General features: G+C 34.0%; 12 protein-coding genes and 4 pseudogenes. 14 read left to right on the top strand and 2 right to left on the bottom strand.

The window, feature by feature from the left end:
• A pseudogene (locus DN410_RS04055) lies at nucleotides 1-248 on the bottom strand (RNA-guided endonuclease InsQ/TnpB family protein); the annotation flags it as partial.
• Nucleotides 249-391: 143 nt separating this feature from the next.
• Here DN410_RS04055 and DN410_RS04050 point away from each other — a divergent pair.
• The 13 genes and pseudogenes from DN410_RS04050 to DN410_RS03990 form a co-directional block, all read left to right on the top strand.
• Nucleotides 392-1,555: pseudogene (locus DN410_RS04050) on the top strand (gluconokinase); the annotation flags it as partial.
• 14 nt (nucleotides 1,556-1,569) lie between these two features.
• A pseudogene (locus DN410_RS04045) lies at nucleotides 1,570-2,484 on the top strand (GntT/GntP/DsdX family permease); the annotation flags it as partial.
• Nucleotides 2,471-2,824: pseudogene (locus DN410_RS04040) on the top strand (hypothetical protein); the annotation flags it as partial. The pseudogenes DN410_RS04045 and DN410_RS04040, both read left to right, overlap by 14 nt.
• 379 nt (nucleotides 2,825-3,203) lie before the next feature.
• Nucleotides 3,204-3,740 (top strand): NADPH-dependent FMN reductase, encoded by a 537-nt coding sequence (locus DN410_RS04035; RefSeq protein WP_149175447.1) that lies wholly within the window; start codon nucleotides 3,204-3,206, stop codon nucleotides 3,738-3,740.
• 1 nt (nucleotide 3,741) lies between these two features.
• Nucleotides 3,742-4,971, top strand: a complete 1,230-nt coding sequence (locus DN410_RS04030) for an MFS transporter (protein WP_149175446.1) — start codon at nucleotides 3,742-3,744, stop codon at nucleotides 4,969-4,971.
• A gap of 62 nt (nucleotides 4,972-5,033) precedes the next feature.
• On the top strand, nucleotides 5,034-5,591 hold the full coding sequence (locus tag DN410_RS04025; protein WP_149175445.1) for a YdcF family protein: 558 nt from the start codon (nucleotides 5,034-5,036) through the stop codon (nucleotides 5,589-5,591).
• A gap of 100 nt (nucleotides 5,592-5,691) precedes the next feature.
• A complete protein-coding gene (locus tag DN410_RS04020; RefSeq protein WP_149175444.1) occupies nucleotides 5,692-6,639 on the top strand; it encodes an ABC transporter ATP-binding protein in 948 nt (315 codons plus the stop codon).
• A gap of 3 nt (nucleotides 6,640-6,642) precedes the next feature.
• A complete protein-coding gene (locus DN410_RS04015; RefSeq protein ID WP_149175443.1) occupies nucleotides 6,643-8,154 on the top strand; it encodes an ABC transporter permease/substrate-binding protein in 1,512 nt (503 codons plus the stop codon).
• 213 nt (nucleotides 8,155-8,367) lie between these two features.
• A complete protein-coding gene (gene arcD / locus DN410_RS04010; RefSeq protein ID WP_149175442.1) occupies nucleotides 8,368-9,795 on the top strand; it encodes an arginine-ornithine antiporter in 1,428 nt (475 codons plus the stop codon).
• A 76-nt stretch (nucleotides 9,796-9,871) separates the two neighbouring features.
• Nucleotides 9,872-10,132, top strand: a complete 261-nt coding sequence (locus tag DN410_RS04005; protein WP_149175441.1) for a LemA domain protein — start codon at nucleotides 9,872-9,874, stop codon at nucleotides 10,130-10,132.
• A 105-nt stretch (nucleotides 10,133-10,237) separates the two neighbouring features.
• Entirely contained in the window at nucleotides 10,238-12,055 is a 1,818-nt protein-coding gene (locus tag DN410_RS04000) for an AAA family ATPase (RefSeq protein ID WP_149175440.1), read from the top strand.
• On the top strand, nucleotides 12,045-13,892 hold the full coding sequence (locus DN410_RS03995; RefSeq protein WP_149175439.1) for a hypothetical protein: 1,848 nt from the start codon (nucleotides 12,045-12,047) through the stop codon (nucleotides 13,890-13,892). Before DN410_RS04000 ends, DN410_RS03995 begins: the two co-directional genes overlap by 11 nt.
• Before the next feature lie 278 nt (nucleotides 13,893-14,170).
• On the top strand, nucleotides 14,171-14,767 hold the full coding sequence (locus DN410_RS03990) for a hypothetical protein (protein ID WP_071709525.1): 597 nt from the start codon (nucleotides 14,171-14,173) through the stop codon (nucleotides 14,765-14,767).
• Between the two features lie 97 nt (nucleotides 14,768-14,864).
• Here DN410_RS03990 and racA read toward each other — a convergent pair whose 3' ends face one another.
• Nucleotides 14,865-15,407, bottom strand: a complete 543-nt coding sequence (racA, locus tag DN410_RS03985; RefSeq protein WP_149175438.1) for a chromosome-anchoring protein RacA — start codon at nucleotides 15,405-15,407, stop codon at nucleotides 14,865-14,867.
• A 359-nt stretch (nucleotides 15,408-15,766) separates the two neighbouring features.
• On the opposite strand from racA, the gene DN410_RS03980 reads away from it, so the two are divergent.
• Complete coding sequence (locus DN410_RS03980) at nucleotides 15,767-17,122, top strand: hemolysin family protein (protein ID WP_149175437.1); 1,356 nt, start codon at nucleotides 15,767-15,769, stop codon at nucleotides 17,120-17,122.
• The last annotated feature ends 100 nt before the right edge of the window (nucleotides 17,123-17,222 follow it).

Genomic DNA, 17,222 nt, shown 5'->3' with positions numbered 1-17,222 from the left:
TAGGCAAGAAGTTGTGTGTCATTCATCTTACCAATATTTTTATGAATATTATCCAGAACTTCTTTTTGCAAAGGCTGCAACTCTTTTTCTTGTGTTAATCCAGTGTACACCTGGCGTATATAAAAGTTTGTGGTGTTGTACATATTCTTAGCGTTATGACAAGATTCTTGAAAATAAGAATACATACGATGCCCTTTTTTAATCCAGATTTGAAGAGTTTTATAGTTTGATGGATTTTCCTTTGTCATTTTATTCACCCCCTTGTTAAGGATATTATAGCAAAAAAGGAACATATGTTTCCGTTTTTTTCTTGAAAATAAAATATTTCTTTCGATTCACCTCACCACCTTCACTTACGTTTAGAGGTGGGAGTCCTCTCGAAAGGAATGATAGAAGAACTGGTACACCGATTCATCCGATGTCACCACTTTCTAAATTATTATGGATGAAAGAAGAGGAACCAGAGTTATATAAGAGTGCTTATAAATTTATCTCTATTAAAGAGTATGTTATTTACCAACTATTCTCACGTTACGTAGTTGATTATTCGATTGCTTCTGCTACTGGGTTATTTAATTTAAAAACATTAAACTGGGATGAAGATGTTTTAACGATGTTACAAATGTCACTGGAACAATTATCAACACCTGTACAAACTACATATATTTTATAGGGAATGAAACTGGAGTTAGCACAAAAGATGGGCGTTCATGAAGATACTCCAGTTGTTATTGGTGCGAGTGATGGTGTTCTTGCAAATGTAGGTGTTGGTGCAATATCGCCTGGATCAGCTACAATTACAATTGGAACAAGTGGTGCAGTTCGAACAATTTCATCAAGTGTTAATACAGATGAAAAAGGCAGAACGTTTTGTTATGCATTAACAGATGAGCACTGGGTTATCGGTGGACCAACGAATAACGGCGGAATATTACTGAGATGGTTACGTGATGAATTTGGTAGTCCGGAGCAAGAAGTAGCAAGGAAGCTTGGAATTGATCCGTATGACTTATTAATTAAGTATGCGGAAAGTGTACCAGCAGGGGCAAATGGATTGCTATTTTTACCGTTTCTATCTGGAGAACGTACGCCCTACTGGAATGCAAACGCTCGTGGTACATTCTTTGGTATAAATCTTCAACATAAACGAGAGCATTTTATACGAGCTGTTATGGAAGGAGTTTGTATGAGTGTGTATTCGGTTGCACTTGAAATTCGTGATAGTACAGGGCCGCTTACCGAAATACGTGTTTCAGGAGGGTTTGCAAAGTCTGCATTTTGGAGACAAATGCTCTCCGATATGATGGGGAAAGAATTGCTTGTTCCTGAAAGTCATGAAGCATCTGCACTTGGGGCAGCGGCACTTGCTTTATATGCAGTAGGGAAGATTGATTCTCTTGAAGAGGTAAAGGGTTGGATTGATATTGTTCATCACCATGTACCTAATAAAGAAAATACGGCAATATATTTAGAAATGTTTTATATGTATGAACGACTTTACAATCGCTTAAAAGAAGAATTTGATTGTATGGCTGCTTTCCAGCGTAAACAATAGGGGGATTGGGAGAAATGGTAGTTGGGATCGTACTAGCGGCAGTTGTCATACTACTTCTACTTATTACGGTAGTGAAATGGCATCCATTTGTCGCATTAATTTTAACAGCAATCGGAGTCGGGCTAGCAATGGGGATGCCCTTGGTTGCAACTTCACCACAACATCCAGGGATTATTGATTCTATTAAATCAGGGCTTGGAAGTACGTTAGGATTTTTGGCAATTGTTTTAGCTTTAGGAACGATGCTTGGAAAAATGATGGCTGAATCTGGCGGTGCTGAACGAATTGCTAACACATTAATTGATCGTTTCGGAAAAAAACGTGTTCACTGGGCAATGATGTTTGTTGCATTTTTAGTAGGGATTCCAGTGTTTTTCCAAGTGGGATTTGTACTATTAATTCCATTACTATTTACAATTGCGTTAGAGACTGGGGGATCACTGATTACAATTGGTATTCCGCTTGTAGCAGGGCTGTCTGTTGTACACGGACTTGTTCCACCAGATCCAGCAGCGATGGCAGCGGTAGGTATTTTTAAAGCAGATGTCAGGAAGACGATTTTATATGCATTAATTGTCGGACTTCCAACTGCGATTATTTCAGGACCGCTTTATAGGAAATGGATCGGTGCTCGTATACATAAAGAAGTGCCGTTAGATGTAGCTGAACAATTTGTAGAAAGAGATAAGAAGAAGGAACTTCCTAGCTTCGGAAATACGCTATTTACAATTTTACTTCCAGTATTTCTTATGTTAGGTGCATCGATAGCGGAAGTAGCGTTAAATAAAACGAGTCAACTTGCACAAGTATTACACTTCATAGGAGATCCGATTGTTGCTTTATTAATTGCAACGATATATTCCTTCTTTAGCCTTGGCTATGCAAAAGGATTTTCTAAAGATAAAGTATTACAATTTACAAACGATTGCTGAAGGATTTGAAGTATTAGATAAAAGTGATTTTGATTTCAATTATGAAGATGTTGCAAAAGTATGGGCGAACGGATCGGTTATCCGTGGTTGGTTAATGGACTTAACGGAAAAAGCATTTGCAGAAGATCCAAAACTTGATGGCATTAAAGGTGTAATGAACTCTTCAGGAGAAGGAAAGTGGACTGTTGAAACTGCACTGGAACTTCAAGCTGCGGCACCAGTAATCGTAATGTCATTATTTATGCGCTACCGTTCTCAGGAAGATGATACATTCCATGGAAAAGTAGTTTCAGCACTACGTAATCAGTTTGGTGGACATGAAGTTGTGAAAAAATAGAAAATGATGTTTAAAAAGAAACTTGTACATATGTACAAGTTTCTTTTTTTGCAAGTGTATAATGCGTAGTTAACGAAATTGCTATTTTAAAAATATCAATCAACCATCGTTTCTTTATTAGAAAGAATAGTTTCAACGTTCATTCATTAAACAATGTATTCTATGTTGTTATTTTTTAAAAAAGTTGTAAAGGAAGCATAAGTATACTGGGCAATAAAAGGAGGGAAAGTAAATTGTGAAGAACTCATACGAAAGTATGAGTTCTTTTTTACGTCTATCATACTATTTTATCAACATAGTTCACTCTTTATAGTGTGTTTTGTATAGAAATTTCTGATAATATATAAGTATAACTTGAAAACAAAGGGGAGAAAGCATTATGAAACTAGTTGTTATTAACGGTACACCAAGAAAATTCGGTAGAACGCGAGTGGTGGCAAAATATATTGCAGATCAATTTGAAGGGGAGTTATACGATTTAGCAGTAGAAGAACTGCCTTTATATAATGGGGAAGAATCACAACGTGAATTAGAGGCGGTAAAAAAATTAAAAGCGTTAGTGAAAACTGCAGACGGTGTAGTACTATGTACACCAGAATATCATAATGCGATGAGCGGAGCGCTGAAAAATTCGTTAGATTACTTAAGTAGTAGTGAATTCATCCATAAACCTGTTGCATTACTTGCAGTTGCAGGAGGCGGTAAAGGAGGAATTAACGCATTAAATAGTATGCGTACGGTTGCTAGAGGGGTATACGCAAATGCAATCCCAAAACAAGTTGTGCTTGATGGACTTCATGTGCAAGACGGTGAACTTGGGGAAGATGCAAAACCATTAATTCATGATCTTGTTAAAGAATTAAAAGCATATATGAGCGTATATAAAGAGGTGAAAAAACAATTAGGAGTTGAGTGATATGTCATCTCTGTATAAAGATTCACGCTTGTATTTCATTCTAGGAGCCAATAGTTTATCAGCTATTGGTTCCGGTATTGTTATGATAACGATTCCGTGGTTGTTAATTAAAGAGAGTGGAGGAGAGACGACGTTTGGTTATGTATCCATTATCTCAACTCTTATTATGTTTTTGTTAACACCGTTTATTGGGCAAAGTATTGATCGTTTTTCAAGAAAATCTTTATTATTATGTAATGAAGGTATTGGGATAGCTGTTATAGGAATGATGGTTATATGGGGATTTACTGGCCAATCCTATCATTCTATTCACTATATTCTTATATATATAGCAGGGTCATTTTACTATTTATTATTTTATCCTACAATATTTGCGTTCAACCAAGAGATATTTCAAGCAGAACATTATAAAAATTTAAGTGGAACAATGGAGATACAAGGACAGTTAACTCAAGTTATTTCAGGAGCGGCTGCTAGCTTCCTAATTGAAATCATTTCTTTAAAATGGATCTTGTTAGTAGATATGTTAACTTTTGCAGGAGCATTCTTTCTTTTCTTATGTATACCGTACGTAAAGAAAAAGGAAGTGAAAAGGAAAGTAACATTTAAGAAGCAATTGTTCGAAGGGATTTACTTCATGCAAAAGCGTCCGAAATTCTTCTGGTTTTTACTCGCGACTTATATGCCGTTTATTGGTGTTATGATGGCAAATTATTTAATCCCGGTATATATTTCAGATATATTGAAAGCCAGTGCATCTGTATACGCAATAGAAGGTATGATGTACGGTGTCGGGGCAGTTCTTGCGGGAATAAGTATTCCAATTATGATGAAATATATAAAGACAGAGGTTTCAATCGTCATAACGATGCTCATATATGTAATTTCAATTACCGTAATGATTATGGAACCTTCCGTAATGTTGTTATATGGACTTGCGATTTTTCATGCAATTGGAAATGCGGGGACAAGAGTGGCGAGAAATGTATTGATGATGGAGGAAATTCCAAACGAAGTAATGGGACGTGTAGACAGCTTATTTCGATTAATTGGTACAGGAATAAGAATTGTATTATTAATGCTGTTTACAGTTGGTGTATCTAAAGCTGGGGTAATGCTCCCGTTTTACGTACTTAGCTGTATATTGATTCTATCATTAGGAATTGCTCTTTATTATGTATATTCACAACGTAAAGTAGGGACGAACGTTTCTAATAAATCAATCGTTTAAAAAACCTTCTGCCTTCCAATCTTTTTTTATATAATAAAAAGAAAGGGAGTGCAAACATATATATGAACAAATGGATATTACTTATAATCTTATTATTACCTCCACTATACATCCTTTATATGACGTTTCGAATGAAGAAAGTTGCTCGTGAAAAGTTGAGTCATCACTCTCCATACGTTCTTATATTAGGTGCAAAGTTATTTGGAGATAAACCATCTTTATCTCTTCAAAATCGGTTAGATATAGCGTTGGAATATTTATATTCTCATCCTGAAGTGAAAGTAATTGTTTCTGGTGGTCAAGGAGAAGATGAAGATATACCAGAAGCTCACAGTATGAGAAACTACTTAATGGTACATGGTATAGACGAGAGTCGTATTTTAATGGAGGATCGCTCTACAAATACGTATGAAAATTTAAAGTTTAGCATGGATTTATATGATTTAGAGCATGCAGTAGTTGTAAGTAATACGTATCATTTATATCGAACGAAAATAATTGCAAAACGTTTAGGAATGAAGATGGAAGCATTAGCTGCTGAAACACCAATACGTTCTAAGAGAAAAATGTATGTGCGTGAATATGCTGCAATAATGAAAACAATATTGTTCGACCGTTAGGGCTCAAATGGGAGCTCTTTTTTAATTTTAAAGCGTATCATTTGAAAAGAATTCCATATTCCATCAAAATAAAGGAAACAACAATAAAGGAGTTGTGTTTGTGATTCAGTTTAATCATGTGTCAAAATCGTATGATGATGGCGCAAAAGCAGTGGATTCATTGCATTTAGAAATAAAAAAAGGAGAATTCTTTGTTCTCATTGGTCCGAGTGGTTGCGGGAAAACAACGACAATGAAGATGATCAATCGTTTAATTGAAACGACAGAAGGTTCAATTTTAATCGATGGAAAAGATATTCAACAATATAATATAAACGAATTACGTTGGGATATAGGGTATGTGTTGCAGCAAATTGCTTTATTTCCGCATATGACAATCGCTGAAAATATTGCAGTTGTTCCTGAAATGAGAAAATGGACGAAAAAAGAAATAAAGGCGCGAGTCGATGACTTGTTACAGATGGTTGGACTCGATCCAGATGTTTATCGCGATCGTATGCCTGATGAATTATCAGGAGGACAAAAACAACGTGTCGGTGTCGTACGGGCATTAGCCGCAAACCCGAAAATTGTTCTTATGGATGAACCGTTTAGCGCATTAGATCCATTAAGTAGGGAACAACTTCAGAAGGATATCGTACAATTGCAAAAGAAGATTCAAAAAACAATCGTGTTCGTAACGCATGATATGCAAGAGGCATTATCACTTGGAGATCGTATTTGTATTATGAAAGAAGGTAAAGTTGTTCAATTAGATACACCAGAAGGGATTATACATAATCCGAAAAATGAATTTGTAGAGGAGTTCATTGGAAATCGTGGACGACATTGGTATGAGGGGCTGAATATAGAAGATGTATTGCCACTAGACGATAGTATACGAGTAGAAGGGACCGCTTTATCTGTACATTCTTCTTTACAAGAAGCACTAGTTCGCTTACAAGTTGAAGAATCAGTGCCGGTTGAGGAAAATGGTCAATATGTTGGTATGTTAACAAGTCGTCATATTGTTAAATATATTGTTGAACAAATGAAGGAAAGAGGTTAAACAGTGACTGATTTTATTCAAGCGTTCCAAGAACGAAAAATAGAATTATTAAGTGCATTAAGTGAGCATTTACAAATATCACTTATTTCACTATTTTTTGCAGTAATTATTGCGGTGCCGCTTGGCATTTTATTAACAAGAAAAGAACGAATGGCTGAATTTATAATTGGGACGTCTGCAGTTATGCAGACGGTGCCATCACTTGCATTACTCGGACTATTAATTCCGTTAGTAGGTATAGGAAAACTTCCGGCCATTATCGCATTAGTTGTGTATGCGCTATTACCTATTTTACGCAATACATATACAGGGATACGGGAATTAGATGAATCTCTAATAGAAGCAGCAAGAGCGATGGGGATGAATAGCTGGAGAAGGTTGTGGAAGGTAGAGCTTCCTCTTGCATTACCAATTATTATGGCAGGTATTCGTACGGCGATGGTATTAATTGTAGGAACCGCTACATTAGCAGCACTAATAGGAGCTGGTGGGCTCGGTAAACTCATATTACTTGGTATCGATCGAAACGATCATGCGCTTATCATTTTAGGGGCTGTACCAGCCGCATTACTCGCTTTATTCTTCGATATAGTACTTCGTGTGCTGGAGAGTCCAAAACGCTCGTATAAGCGTGTTATATTAACGATATGTATAGTTGTTGTAATGATCGCTGCGCCATTTCTTTGGAACACACAAAAGAAAGACATCGTTATTGCTGGGAAACTTGGATCAGAACCAGAAATTTTAATTCATATGTATAAGCAGCTTATTGAACAGGATACAGATTTACACGTAGAATTAAAACCAGGACTTGGAAAAACAGCATTTGTATTTGAAGCGTTAAAATCCGGAGAAATAGATATATACCCTGAATTTTCTGGAACAGCTCTATCTACTTTTGTGAAAGAAGAACCAAAGAGCACAAATCGTGATGAAGTATATGAACAGGCTCGCATTGGAATGGAAAAGAAATATGATATGAAAATGTTAAAGCCAATGGAGTATAACAATACATACGCATTAGCTATGCCGAAAAAAATAGCAGATCAAAATAATATAAATACAATTTCTGATTTAGGAAATGTTGCACAAAATGCTAAAGTAGGATTTACATTAGAATTTGCTGATCGTGAAGATGGTTATAAAGGTATGCAAAAATTATATAACTATAAGTTTTCAAATGTTAAAACGATGGAACCGAAGCTGCGTTATAGCGCAATTCAATCTGGGGATGTTAACGTAATCGATGCATATTCAACAGATAGTGAGTTGGAGCAATATGGACTTAAAGTGCTAAAAGATGATAAAGGGCTATTCCCGCCTTATCAAGGGGCACCATTATTAAGAGAAGAGACATTAGAGAAATATCCTGAACTTGAACAAGTATTAAATAAATTGGCTGGAAAGATTACAGATGAAGAAATGAGAAAAATGAATTATGAAGTAAATGTAAATGGTAAAAGTAGCGAAGGTGTCGCAAAACAATTTTTACAAAAAGAGAAGTTACTTCGTTAATTTTACAATAAATATACAAATTTATCTGTCTAAAATGACCGTTCATTACAAAATGAACGGTTTTTTTGTGCATACTTATACATTTTTTCAAAAAAGTATTCCATTTTTCTTCATTTTCTTTTAGAATAAGTAATGTTTTCCTGAAAAAATATAAGAGAAACGTCTATTAGAGAAAAAGGTGACTTTAATAGTTGAACGAACATAACACCTAGAATGACAGATGGGGTGGTACAAATAGAAAAGAAGTTAGGATTTTTTCCATTAATCGCATTAGTAGTTGGAACAATGGTTGGTGGCGGTGTTTTTAGCTTACCGCATGATTTAGCAGTAGGAGCAAATAGTGGTGCAACAATAATTGGTTGGTGTATTACAGCGATGGGAATGATCCCACTTGCGCTCGTATATCAAACGCTAGCAAGACAAAAACCGGAGCTTGAGGGTGGAATTTATAGTTATGCACGAGCTGGTTTCGGTGAATATATTGGATTTAATAGTGCCTGGGGATATTGGCTAGCAGGAATATTAGGAAATGTCGCAACCATTATGTTGTTGTTTAGTACATTGGGTTACTTCTTCCCGATTTTTAAAGGCGGAAATAATGTTGCGTCTATCGTCGGAGCATCACTTTTATTATGGACACTTCATTTTCTAATTTTATTTGGAATTCGTGAAGCATCAATTATGAATGTGATCGCAACAATTGGGAAATTAGTTCCGATTGTATTATTTATTGTTGTAATGGTAACAGCATTTCGCTGGGATACATTTACACATGATTTTTGGGGAGAAGGAACTATTTCAATTTCCTCTATACTTGGTCAAGTGAAAAATACAATGCTTGTAACTCTTTGGGTTTTCATCGGGGTTGAAGGAGCAGTTGTGCTATCTGGAAGAGCAAAAAATAGCCGCGATGTTGGAAAAGCGACAGTACTTGGATTAATTTTAGTAATGTCTATATATATTTTAATTTCAGTTTTATCAATGGGAGCGATGACAAGAGGAGAACTTTCCGTTTTAGAAACCCCGTCAATGGGACATGTATTAGAACATGTTGTTGGATCATGGGGGGCAGTTGCGATTAATATCGGATTAGTTGCTTCACTTGTAGGTACATTAATAGGTTGGTTTTTACTTGTTTCTGAAATTTCCCACGTAGCAGGAAAAGATGGCGTGTTTCCGAAAGTCTTTACGAAAACAAATAAAAAACAAACACCGCATATGGCATTATGGATCTCAAATGGTGTTGCACAAATTATCTTTATAATTGTTCTGTTTTCAGAATCAACATATCAAATTATGTATTTCATAGCATCAACATCAATTTTAGTACCATATTTATTATCAGCGTTATTCCAATTTAAATTGGTAATTACAAATGAACTAAAAGATGCAAAAGTAAAAAACGGTTCGCTAGCTTTAATTGCTTCTATTTACTCTGTATGGCTTATTTATGCAGCTGGTTTGAAGAATTTATTGCTCGTTTCAATCGTATATGGAATCGGGATCATTGTTTATATGTATGCAAGAAAAGAAAAAGGGAATCGTTGTTTTACTGGTATAGAGAGATATGTAATGTGGGCAATTGTAGTTGCAGCTGTCACATCTCTTTATATGTTATTGACTGGAAATATAAAAATGTAAAAGTCCTTTTCATTTAAAGGGCTTTTTTCTTTGTTTGGAGAATATTTAATACATAAGATATTCAGGAGGGATGAAAATGGAAGAAAAAGAACAGTTGTCTCGAATAATTGATTTGGCCAGCGAGTTAAGGAAAGTATTAGTACAAGAATCCTTTTTTAATCATCATCCTGAACTACGAGGAGTGATTGAAAATTTAGCGAGTGCTGTAGAGAATTTAGCGGGATTACAGCAAAATAAAGATGAAAATGCAGAAGATCGATTGCGATACGTACTTGCTAAAATGAAAATTGCTCACAACGCTATTTTACAGGAGAAAAAAGCATTTCCTTCTCATTAATATACGTTTTAATTATGAACCTGGCGGATAACGTCAGGTTTTTTATTTCTAGTTTTTCTTTTCTTTCATACACTAAGAATAGTATGAAAAAAGAAGGTGACTAAGGTGAAATTACATAAAGCTCTTCAGCCAAGCTTTATTAAACGAATGTACTATATGAGGTTTATCGGAACATTTGTAAAAGCGGAGAGAGAGAAGAATGGAGAAAATTTCTTTGTAAAATGTCTATCACCGGTACCATTCACTTTACAAGAACAATTTAAAAATGAACATTATGTATTTGAAGGTTTATGTAGCAATAAAAAAAATGAAAAAATCTTTTTGGAATTAAAGAAAAGAAAGTTAGAAAAGCAATTGGTCATGTTTCGTCTCTACTATGAAAGAGGAAATGTATACGCGGAGTTAATATGTACAGAAGAACCGAGAGAAATAGCTACTGGCTATAAAATGATTCCAGCGCCTAAAATTTCCGATTATAAAAAAGGAGAGTCTTTAGAACGAAAACTTAGTAAAGGTTATTTATCATTTCTTATGCCAAAATTCCCGAAAGACTTTGAGCCTCCCGAATTATTGTGGCACGATGGAAGGTTATATGGAAATATATCATTAAAGTCATCGATTAGTTCCATCGCGTATTTTGAACAGAACCGGGAATGCAAATATATAGACTTTAATGATTGGATGAGGCATGTAGAAATAGCGGTAGAAGATCAATTGTATTTTGTAAGTAATCAAGTGTATGAGCAATTGAAAAAACGAGTAACTGAAGAAGGCAAGTTAGTAGAAATAGAGGATATAAAAGTACAAAAAGATGAATGGGAATGGGATGAGCGTGAATTATCCTTTTTACAGTATGTACAAAGTATGGTGCGCAATAAGGGGCTATATTTGGATGAAACGGATATTTATAACTTTCATATCAGTGTGAAAACAAATATGTTAACGATTCTTAGTGGAATACCAGGTGTTGGAAAATCACGTTTCGTGCAAGCTTATGCAGAAGCACTTGGATTACAGTATGGGGAAGAGTTGATTTGGATTCCGATTTCTCCTTCGTACCAAGAACCACATGATTTACTTGGATATCTTCATCCAAATGGTACTTTTATAGAAAGTGAAACGAAGTTAGTTAGAGCGTTAATGAAAGCGAAGGAAAATCAAAATCAATTATATATAATCGTTTTTGATGAAATGAACATGTCACATATTGAGCATTGGTTTACTCCATTTTTATCTGTTCTTCAACTGGAAAAGAAAAATCGTATGTTGAATTTGTATGAGGGTGCGCAGGAACAAGAACAACAAATTCCATCAACAATTGAAATCGGAGAAAATATTATATTTGTAGGTACTGTAAATTTTGATGAAACAACGAAAGAGCTCTCCGACCGATTATTAGATCGAACAAATTTAATTACTTTACAAAAAATTCCGTTTTGTGAGATGTGCATAGCACAAGAGAAAGTTGTATTACAACCACCTTTGAAAGTAACAGCGGGAGAATTTCGGATAAATTGGATTAGAAATAAAGCAATGATTGAGGTGTTTTCTGAGGAGGAGTTAGAGCTATTAGATAAGTTGCATGTTGTATTGTCATCACATGATGCGTCAAAGGGAATATCTTTTCGATGTGCAAATGCAATTGCTACTTACTTGCAAAATATACCGTTCCAAAATAATCATTCTTATATGATCAGTAGGGAAGAGGGTTTTGATTTACAAATAAAGCAACGTGTACTGACGAAATTAAGAGGGACTGAAATGACGGTTGGCTCATTACTTTCTGAAGAAGTAAAAAGAGGAGCGACTTTAGTACCTCTTTTGCAATCTCCACTTGCAAACAGAGTCTCTACATTTGAACACTCTTTAGCATATATAAGAGAAAAACGTAGAGAACTGGAGTTGTATGGATATGCGAAATGAAGAGCAGTATAAAACAGAAATTGTTGATACGAAAGAAACACTCCCTTTTGTATTGAAGTTAATTATTGGGACAGAAGGAAAAGGGGATCATATTTTATTAAATCGTCTTTGTACATCTACTACAGCATTAGTTCAATGTATTTATAAAATACAAGAATTAAAACCGATTAGATTGCATTACTATTATGAGAATCCAGTCAATATAACTTTTATATGGAATAAAGTGTATGAGGGGCAAAAAAATATAAAAGAGTCACAATACGAAATAAATGAAAAAAAACAAAAGGTATTAATATATGAACACGGAAAAACGGAGTTCTTTTATCCATGGAGATGTGGTTTATATCATTTTGAAGTGCGCATAGAAGATAAAACGTATTATGGTGCTTTTCAAGTCGTACCAAAAAATTTTTTTGATGATCAATTTGAAATGATTCAAAACTATGTAAAGTCCATTTTAAATGAGTTAATTTTAGATAGAGGCTATTATAAAAAGACATTCTCTGCACTAAGCGATATTGAGGATTCTTCTTATTTAGTGTTACTAAGAAAATTGCCGCAAAAAATGAAAAAGATAAAGCAAATTTTTAAGAAGATAGAATCGAATTTTAAATTTATACATGAATATAAATGGGAAACGAAGGAACGGAAGGCAACGCGAAAAGGAACCATAATGGCTGAAAGAAAACCTTATGCAAAATATTATAACCGCAAGTTTATAGAACAAAAAAATAGTAAGGAAAATGCATTTATTAAATTTAAAGCGATGCAATTTTATCAGTATCTACTTGAAGCCGAAAGTTTTTTACGTCAAACAATTGAAATTTTAGAAAGAGCGAAAAAGAAAAAATCAGAAGAATTTCAAGCTGTTAAAACGATTATGCAAACAATTGAGCGAAATGGATCTGTGACGGATAGAGAGAAGCAAAAATATAAAAATATACATTTACTAAAAGAAGCGGATGTACGGAAAAACTCTGTGAAAATACAAGAGTATAAAATATTAGCACATATTGTGCATGGAAGTGTACAATACTTTAAAACTTTAATGTATTCTCCATTTTGGAGAGAAGTTTCGGAAACGGGTAAGATGAATGCGAATGATTTACCTATACCACATCAGCAATTACTGCAGCATTTAGATTTACTTCCACAACATACAGAACAATCACCGTCTTTACTATTTGTATATAAACCAACGTTTTTAGTGTATGAATATTACGCTTTTTTTATCGTTATTTCAATGCTGCAGCAAATTGGTTTTGAAGCTAAGCATTCCATTCGTGAACAAATACAAGAGCATTTTTATGTAGATGGATTACAAGATGGAACGACAGTAGTCTTACATCAAGATGATATAATGGTACATGTCGCATTTAATGACTTAATTGAAACACATCCTCTTATTGCATTAAGTAAGGGGAGTAATTTTTATAATGGTGAAGATACAAAAAAGCCAGATATTCGCTTAGACGGTTATGTAAGGGTGGAGGGGAAATACGTATATAAATCCTCTATAATTATTGAAGTAAAGTATAGTCCAATGTACAATATTTTTCAGCATGTTGGAAATACGAAAGCAACTGAGCAAATGTATAAGTACTGGTCTATAAAGTATGTAGAAGAACAGAATGGAAAGCGAGTATTTCATCGAAGGGCAATTTATGAAGTTATCTGTGTATATCCAGGAAGTCATATGCATAGTAAAAAAATTGAATCTGGATGCGGTGTTTTCTTGCAATTATATCCATATAAAACGAAACAAGGGGAAGAGAAATTAGCTGGAAAACATGGAATGGTTCAAATTTTTGATAAATGGTTAAAAAGTATAAAGTAGTAAAAGAAATCCTTTTTCATAAAGGATTTTTTTAGATTAAGAAGAATTATATGCTGTATAGACAGATGTACGATGTGTTTTGAATTTGTAAAATAAGACACAAATGTTGAGAAAAGAACTGCGCATGTGGGATAAAAGATGATTATGTTGGAATTTAATTCATTTTGCAGAATATAATAAGTCATAAATATTTTTAGTTGCATACGAAGGTTTGTTCTTATATGATAGATAGTGAAAGCGTTATCAAAACAGAGCGGCGATGGGAAAGGCGGTTAAATATGTTCCAGCGTGTTCAAACAAAGGAAGAACATTTTTGGTTCGAGCAACTATGGGGAGATTTTTGTGAAGAAAGAAACTTAATGTTTGTAGAACGTAATTTAAATCCATCACGATTTTTATTAATAGAAGATGAACATCACATTGGTACAGTGGAATGTATTAAGTATACGGTACCTGAACAATCAAATTCTGAGTTTTTCTATCCGTTTTCTAAAAATGAATTAGTGAAAGATTTGAAGAATGTGTATGAAATAGGTAAGTTAAGTATTGCGAAAACGTCTCGTGGGAGAGGGCATTTCAAAAGGTTAACAGCTATTTTATTTGTGCATGCGTTAGAAACGAAAGCGGAATGGTATATTGCAGCAGTGACAAAAAGAATGTATATGTATTTACTTACACTCGGTTTTCCAATTGAACCGATTGATAATCCATTTCAGTTTCATGATACTTTACAAGGTGTACCAGTACGAATTCATGCTCGAAAAGGGGTTACACATTTGTATTCTTTAAAAGAATTTCGCGATGTGATTCAAGGGAATGCTCATGCGCAAGCATTAATTGCAGAATACAGTAAAAATATTATGTTAACAAAATAAAGAGAAGTGAATATGTATAAGTATAGAGAATGATATTAATAGGATATCATTCTTTATAAAAAAAAAGACCCTTATTGTTTAAATAAGGGTCTAAAATTTACAATCCAAATATACTAAAAATCATTTTACGACGCTTTGGCTTCTTTTCTCTTTCATATGTTGGTTTTGAATCAGGAGTAATATAGATTGGTTCTTCTTTCTTGAGGGCGGTTTCTAGCTTTTGAATTCGTTCTAACATTTCCTCCATTTCACGGCGGTGTTGTAAGAGTTGGTACGTAACGACATCATTTGCCTTATCTTGCATTTGCTCTTCCATACGATCTAGCCTTCTAGAAATTGTGTTTAATTGAGAAGCTAGTTGTTCAAAATCATTTGACGATGAGTTTTGAACAATTGTGTTTACTTGAGTTTTTAATTCTTCAATATCACTGGATGATGTTTTTTGAGTAGGTGGAGTGGTTTCAGTCTGTTCCATTTGAGAACGATGGTATTCTAACATTTGTTCTAAATCATTTTGTGTAAAAATAAAGTGACCATATTTATTTTTTTCTATCGTAAGATTTAATTGTTGTGCAATCCGGACAACAGCCTTTGGGCTAACACCTAATTTTTTTGCGATAAATGGTGTTTTATATTCCAAAATAATCCCTCCTATATATATCCTGTTGAATGATTTCGATCTATGAAGTAAGTTCCCTTCTAGTGTGACAAAAGAAGTGGGGAATCGGCAAAGAAAGTGTTTTTTCACGAAATTTAATTGTGAAAAATATATTGTTTATATAAAATTATTTTGTCTTAAGAGTTAAAATAATTTGATTTGACGAGGGTAAATGAATTAGATTATCATAATGATAAATATCTTTTTTATGTATGCATATAATATATAAAAAGGTGGTTGCTAATGTAGAATTTTGTTAGAGTATTAGAATGCTTACTTCACTTGAATAAAATTAAGTAGGAGGTGGCTTCCTTGCTTACACTGTAAGTAAGGAAAAGTATTTGGACATATATAGTATAAGTATAGTGATTGTTTTAATTGCCTTAACGGCATTTTTCGTTGCAGCAGAATTTGCAATTGTTAAAGTACGAAGTTCACGAATTGACTATTTAATTGCAGAGGGAAATAATCGCGCAACATCTGTCAAAACAGTCATTACAAACTTAGACGAATATTTATCTGCTTGTCAGCTAGGAATAACAGTTACAGCTTTAGGAATTGGGTGGTTTGGTAAACCTGCGTTAAAGCAAATGTTTGACGCGCTTTTTTCAAATTGGAATATTTCTACTCAGCTTGCAGACATTTTTGCGGTAATTTTAGTATTTTTGCTTATTACTTTTTTACACGTTGTAATTGGGGAATTGGCACCAAAAACATTTGCAATTCAAAAAGCTGAACAAGTAAGTTTGTTTGTTGCTAAGCCGTTAATTTTCTTTTATCGTACTGCATTCCCATTTATTTGGATCCTAAATGGATCAGCTCGAGTCATTACGAAGTTGCTAGGGCTGAAACCACCAAAAGGACATGATGAGGTTCATTCAGAAGAAGAGTTACGGTTGTTAGTTTCAGAAAGTTATAAAAATGGCGAGATTAATCAGTCTGAATATAAATATGTAAATAAAATTTTTGAGTTTGATGATCGTATTGCAAAAGAAATAATGGTACCTCGAACTGAGATGCATATTATAAGTAAAGAAATGCCTGCTGAAGAAGCTTTGCAAAAAATGTCTCAGGAAAAATATACGAGATATCCAGTTGTTGATGGTGACAAAGACCACGTAATAGGTTTTGTAAACTTTAAAGATATTTTTACAGATTTTGTGCAGCATAAAGCTGTTAGTAAAAAGAAAGTAGAACAATATATTAGACCAATTATTTTAGTTATCGACTCGATCCCAATTCATGATTTATTTTTAAAAATGCAAAAAGAAAGAACGCATATTGCTATATTGATAGATGAATATGGTGGTACGTCTGGACTTGTTACTGTTGAAGATATTTTAGAAGAAATAGTTGGAGATATTCAAGATGAGTTTGATACGGATGAACAGCCAGAAATTCAACAAGTTAGTGAAACGAAAACGATACTAGAGGGTAAAGTACTTGTTAGTGAAGTGAATACGTTATTAGGCTTAACGATTGATGATAATGATGTTGATACAATCGGTGGTTGGATTTTAACGAAGAACATAGAGATTGCTGAAGAGGATTCCATTGAAATTGAAAATTATAAGTTTTGTGTGAAAGAATTAGATGGACATTATATTAAAAGATTAGAAGTTACAAAAAAAGTAGAATCGATTGTTATTTTAGAAGATGAAAAACAAATTCCGTTACAAGAACAAATTAGTTCGTAGACTCTGCTATATAGCAGAGTTTTTTTTGAGCATAATGTTTTTGGAGAGGTAAGGGCTATGATACAATGACACAAGTCGAGCCTTTCACTAGGTGAAGTAT

The sequence above is a fragment of the Bacillus sp. SH5-2 genome (assembly GCF_008368905.1).
Taxonomy (GTDB): Bacteria; Bacillota; Bacilli; order Bacillales; family Bacillaceae_G; genus Bacillus_A; species Bacillus_A luti.
This window is presented reverse-complemented; position numbering and strand designations above follow the sequence as displayed.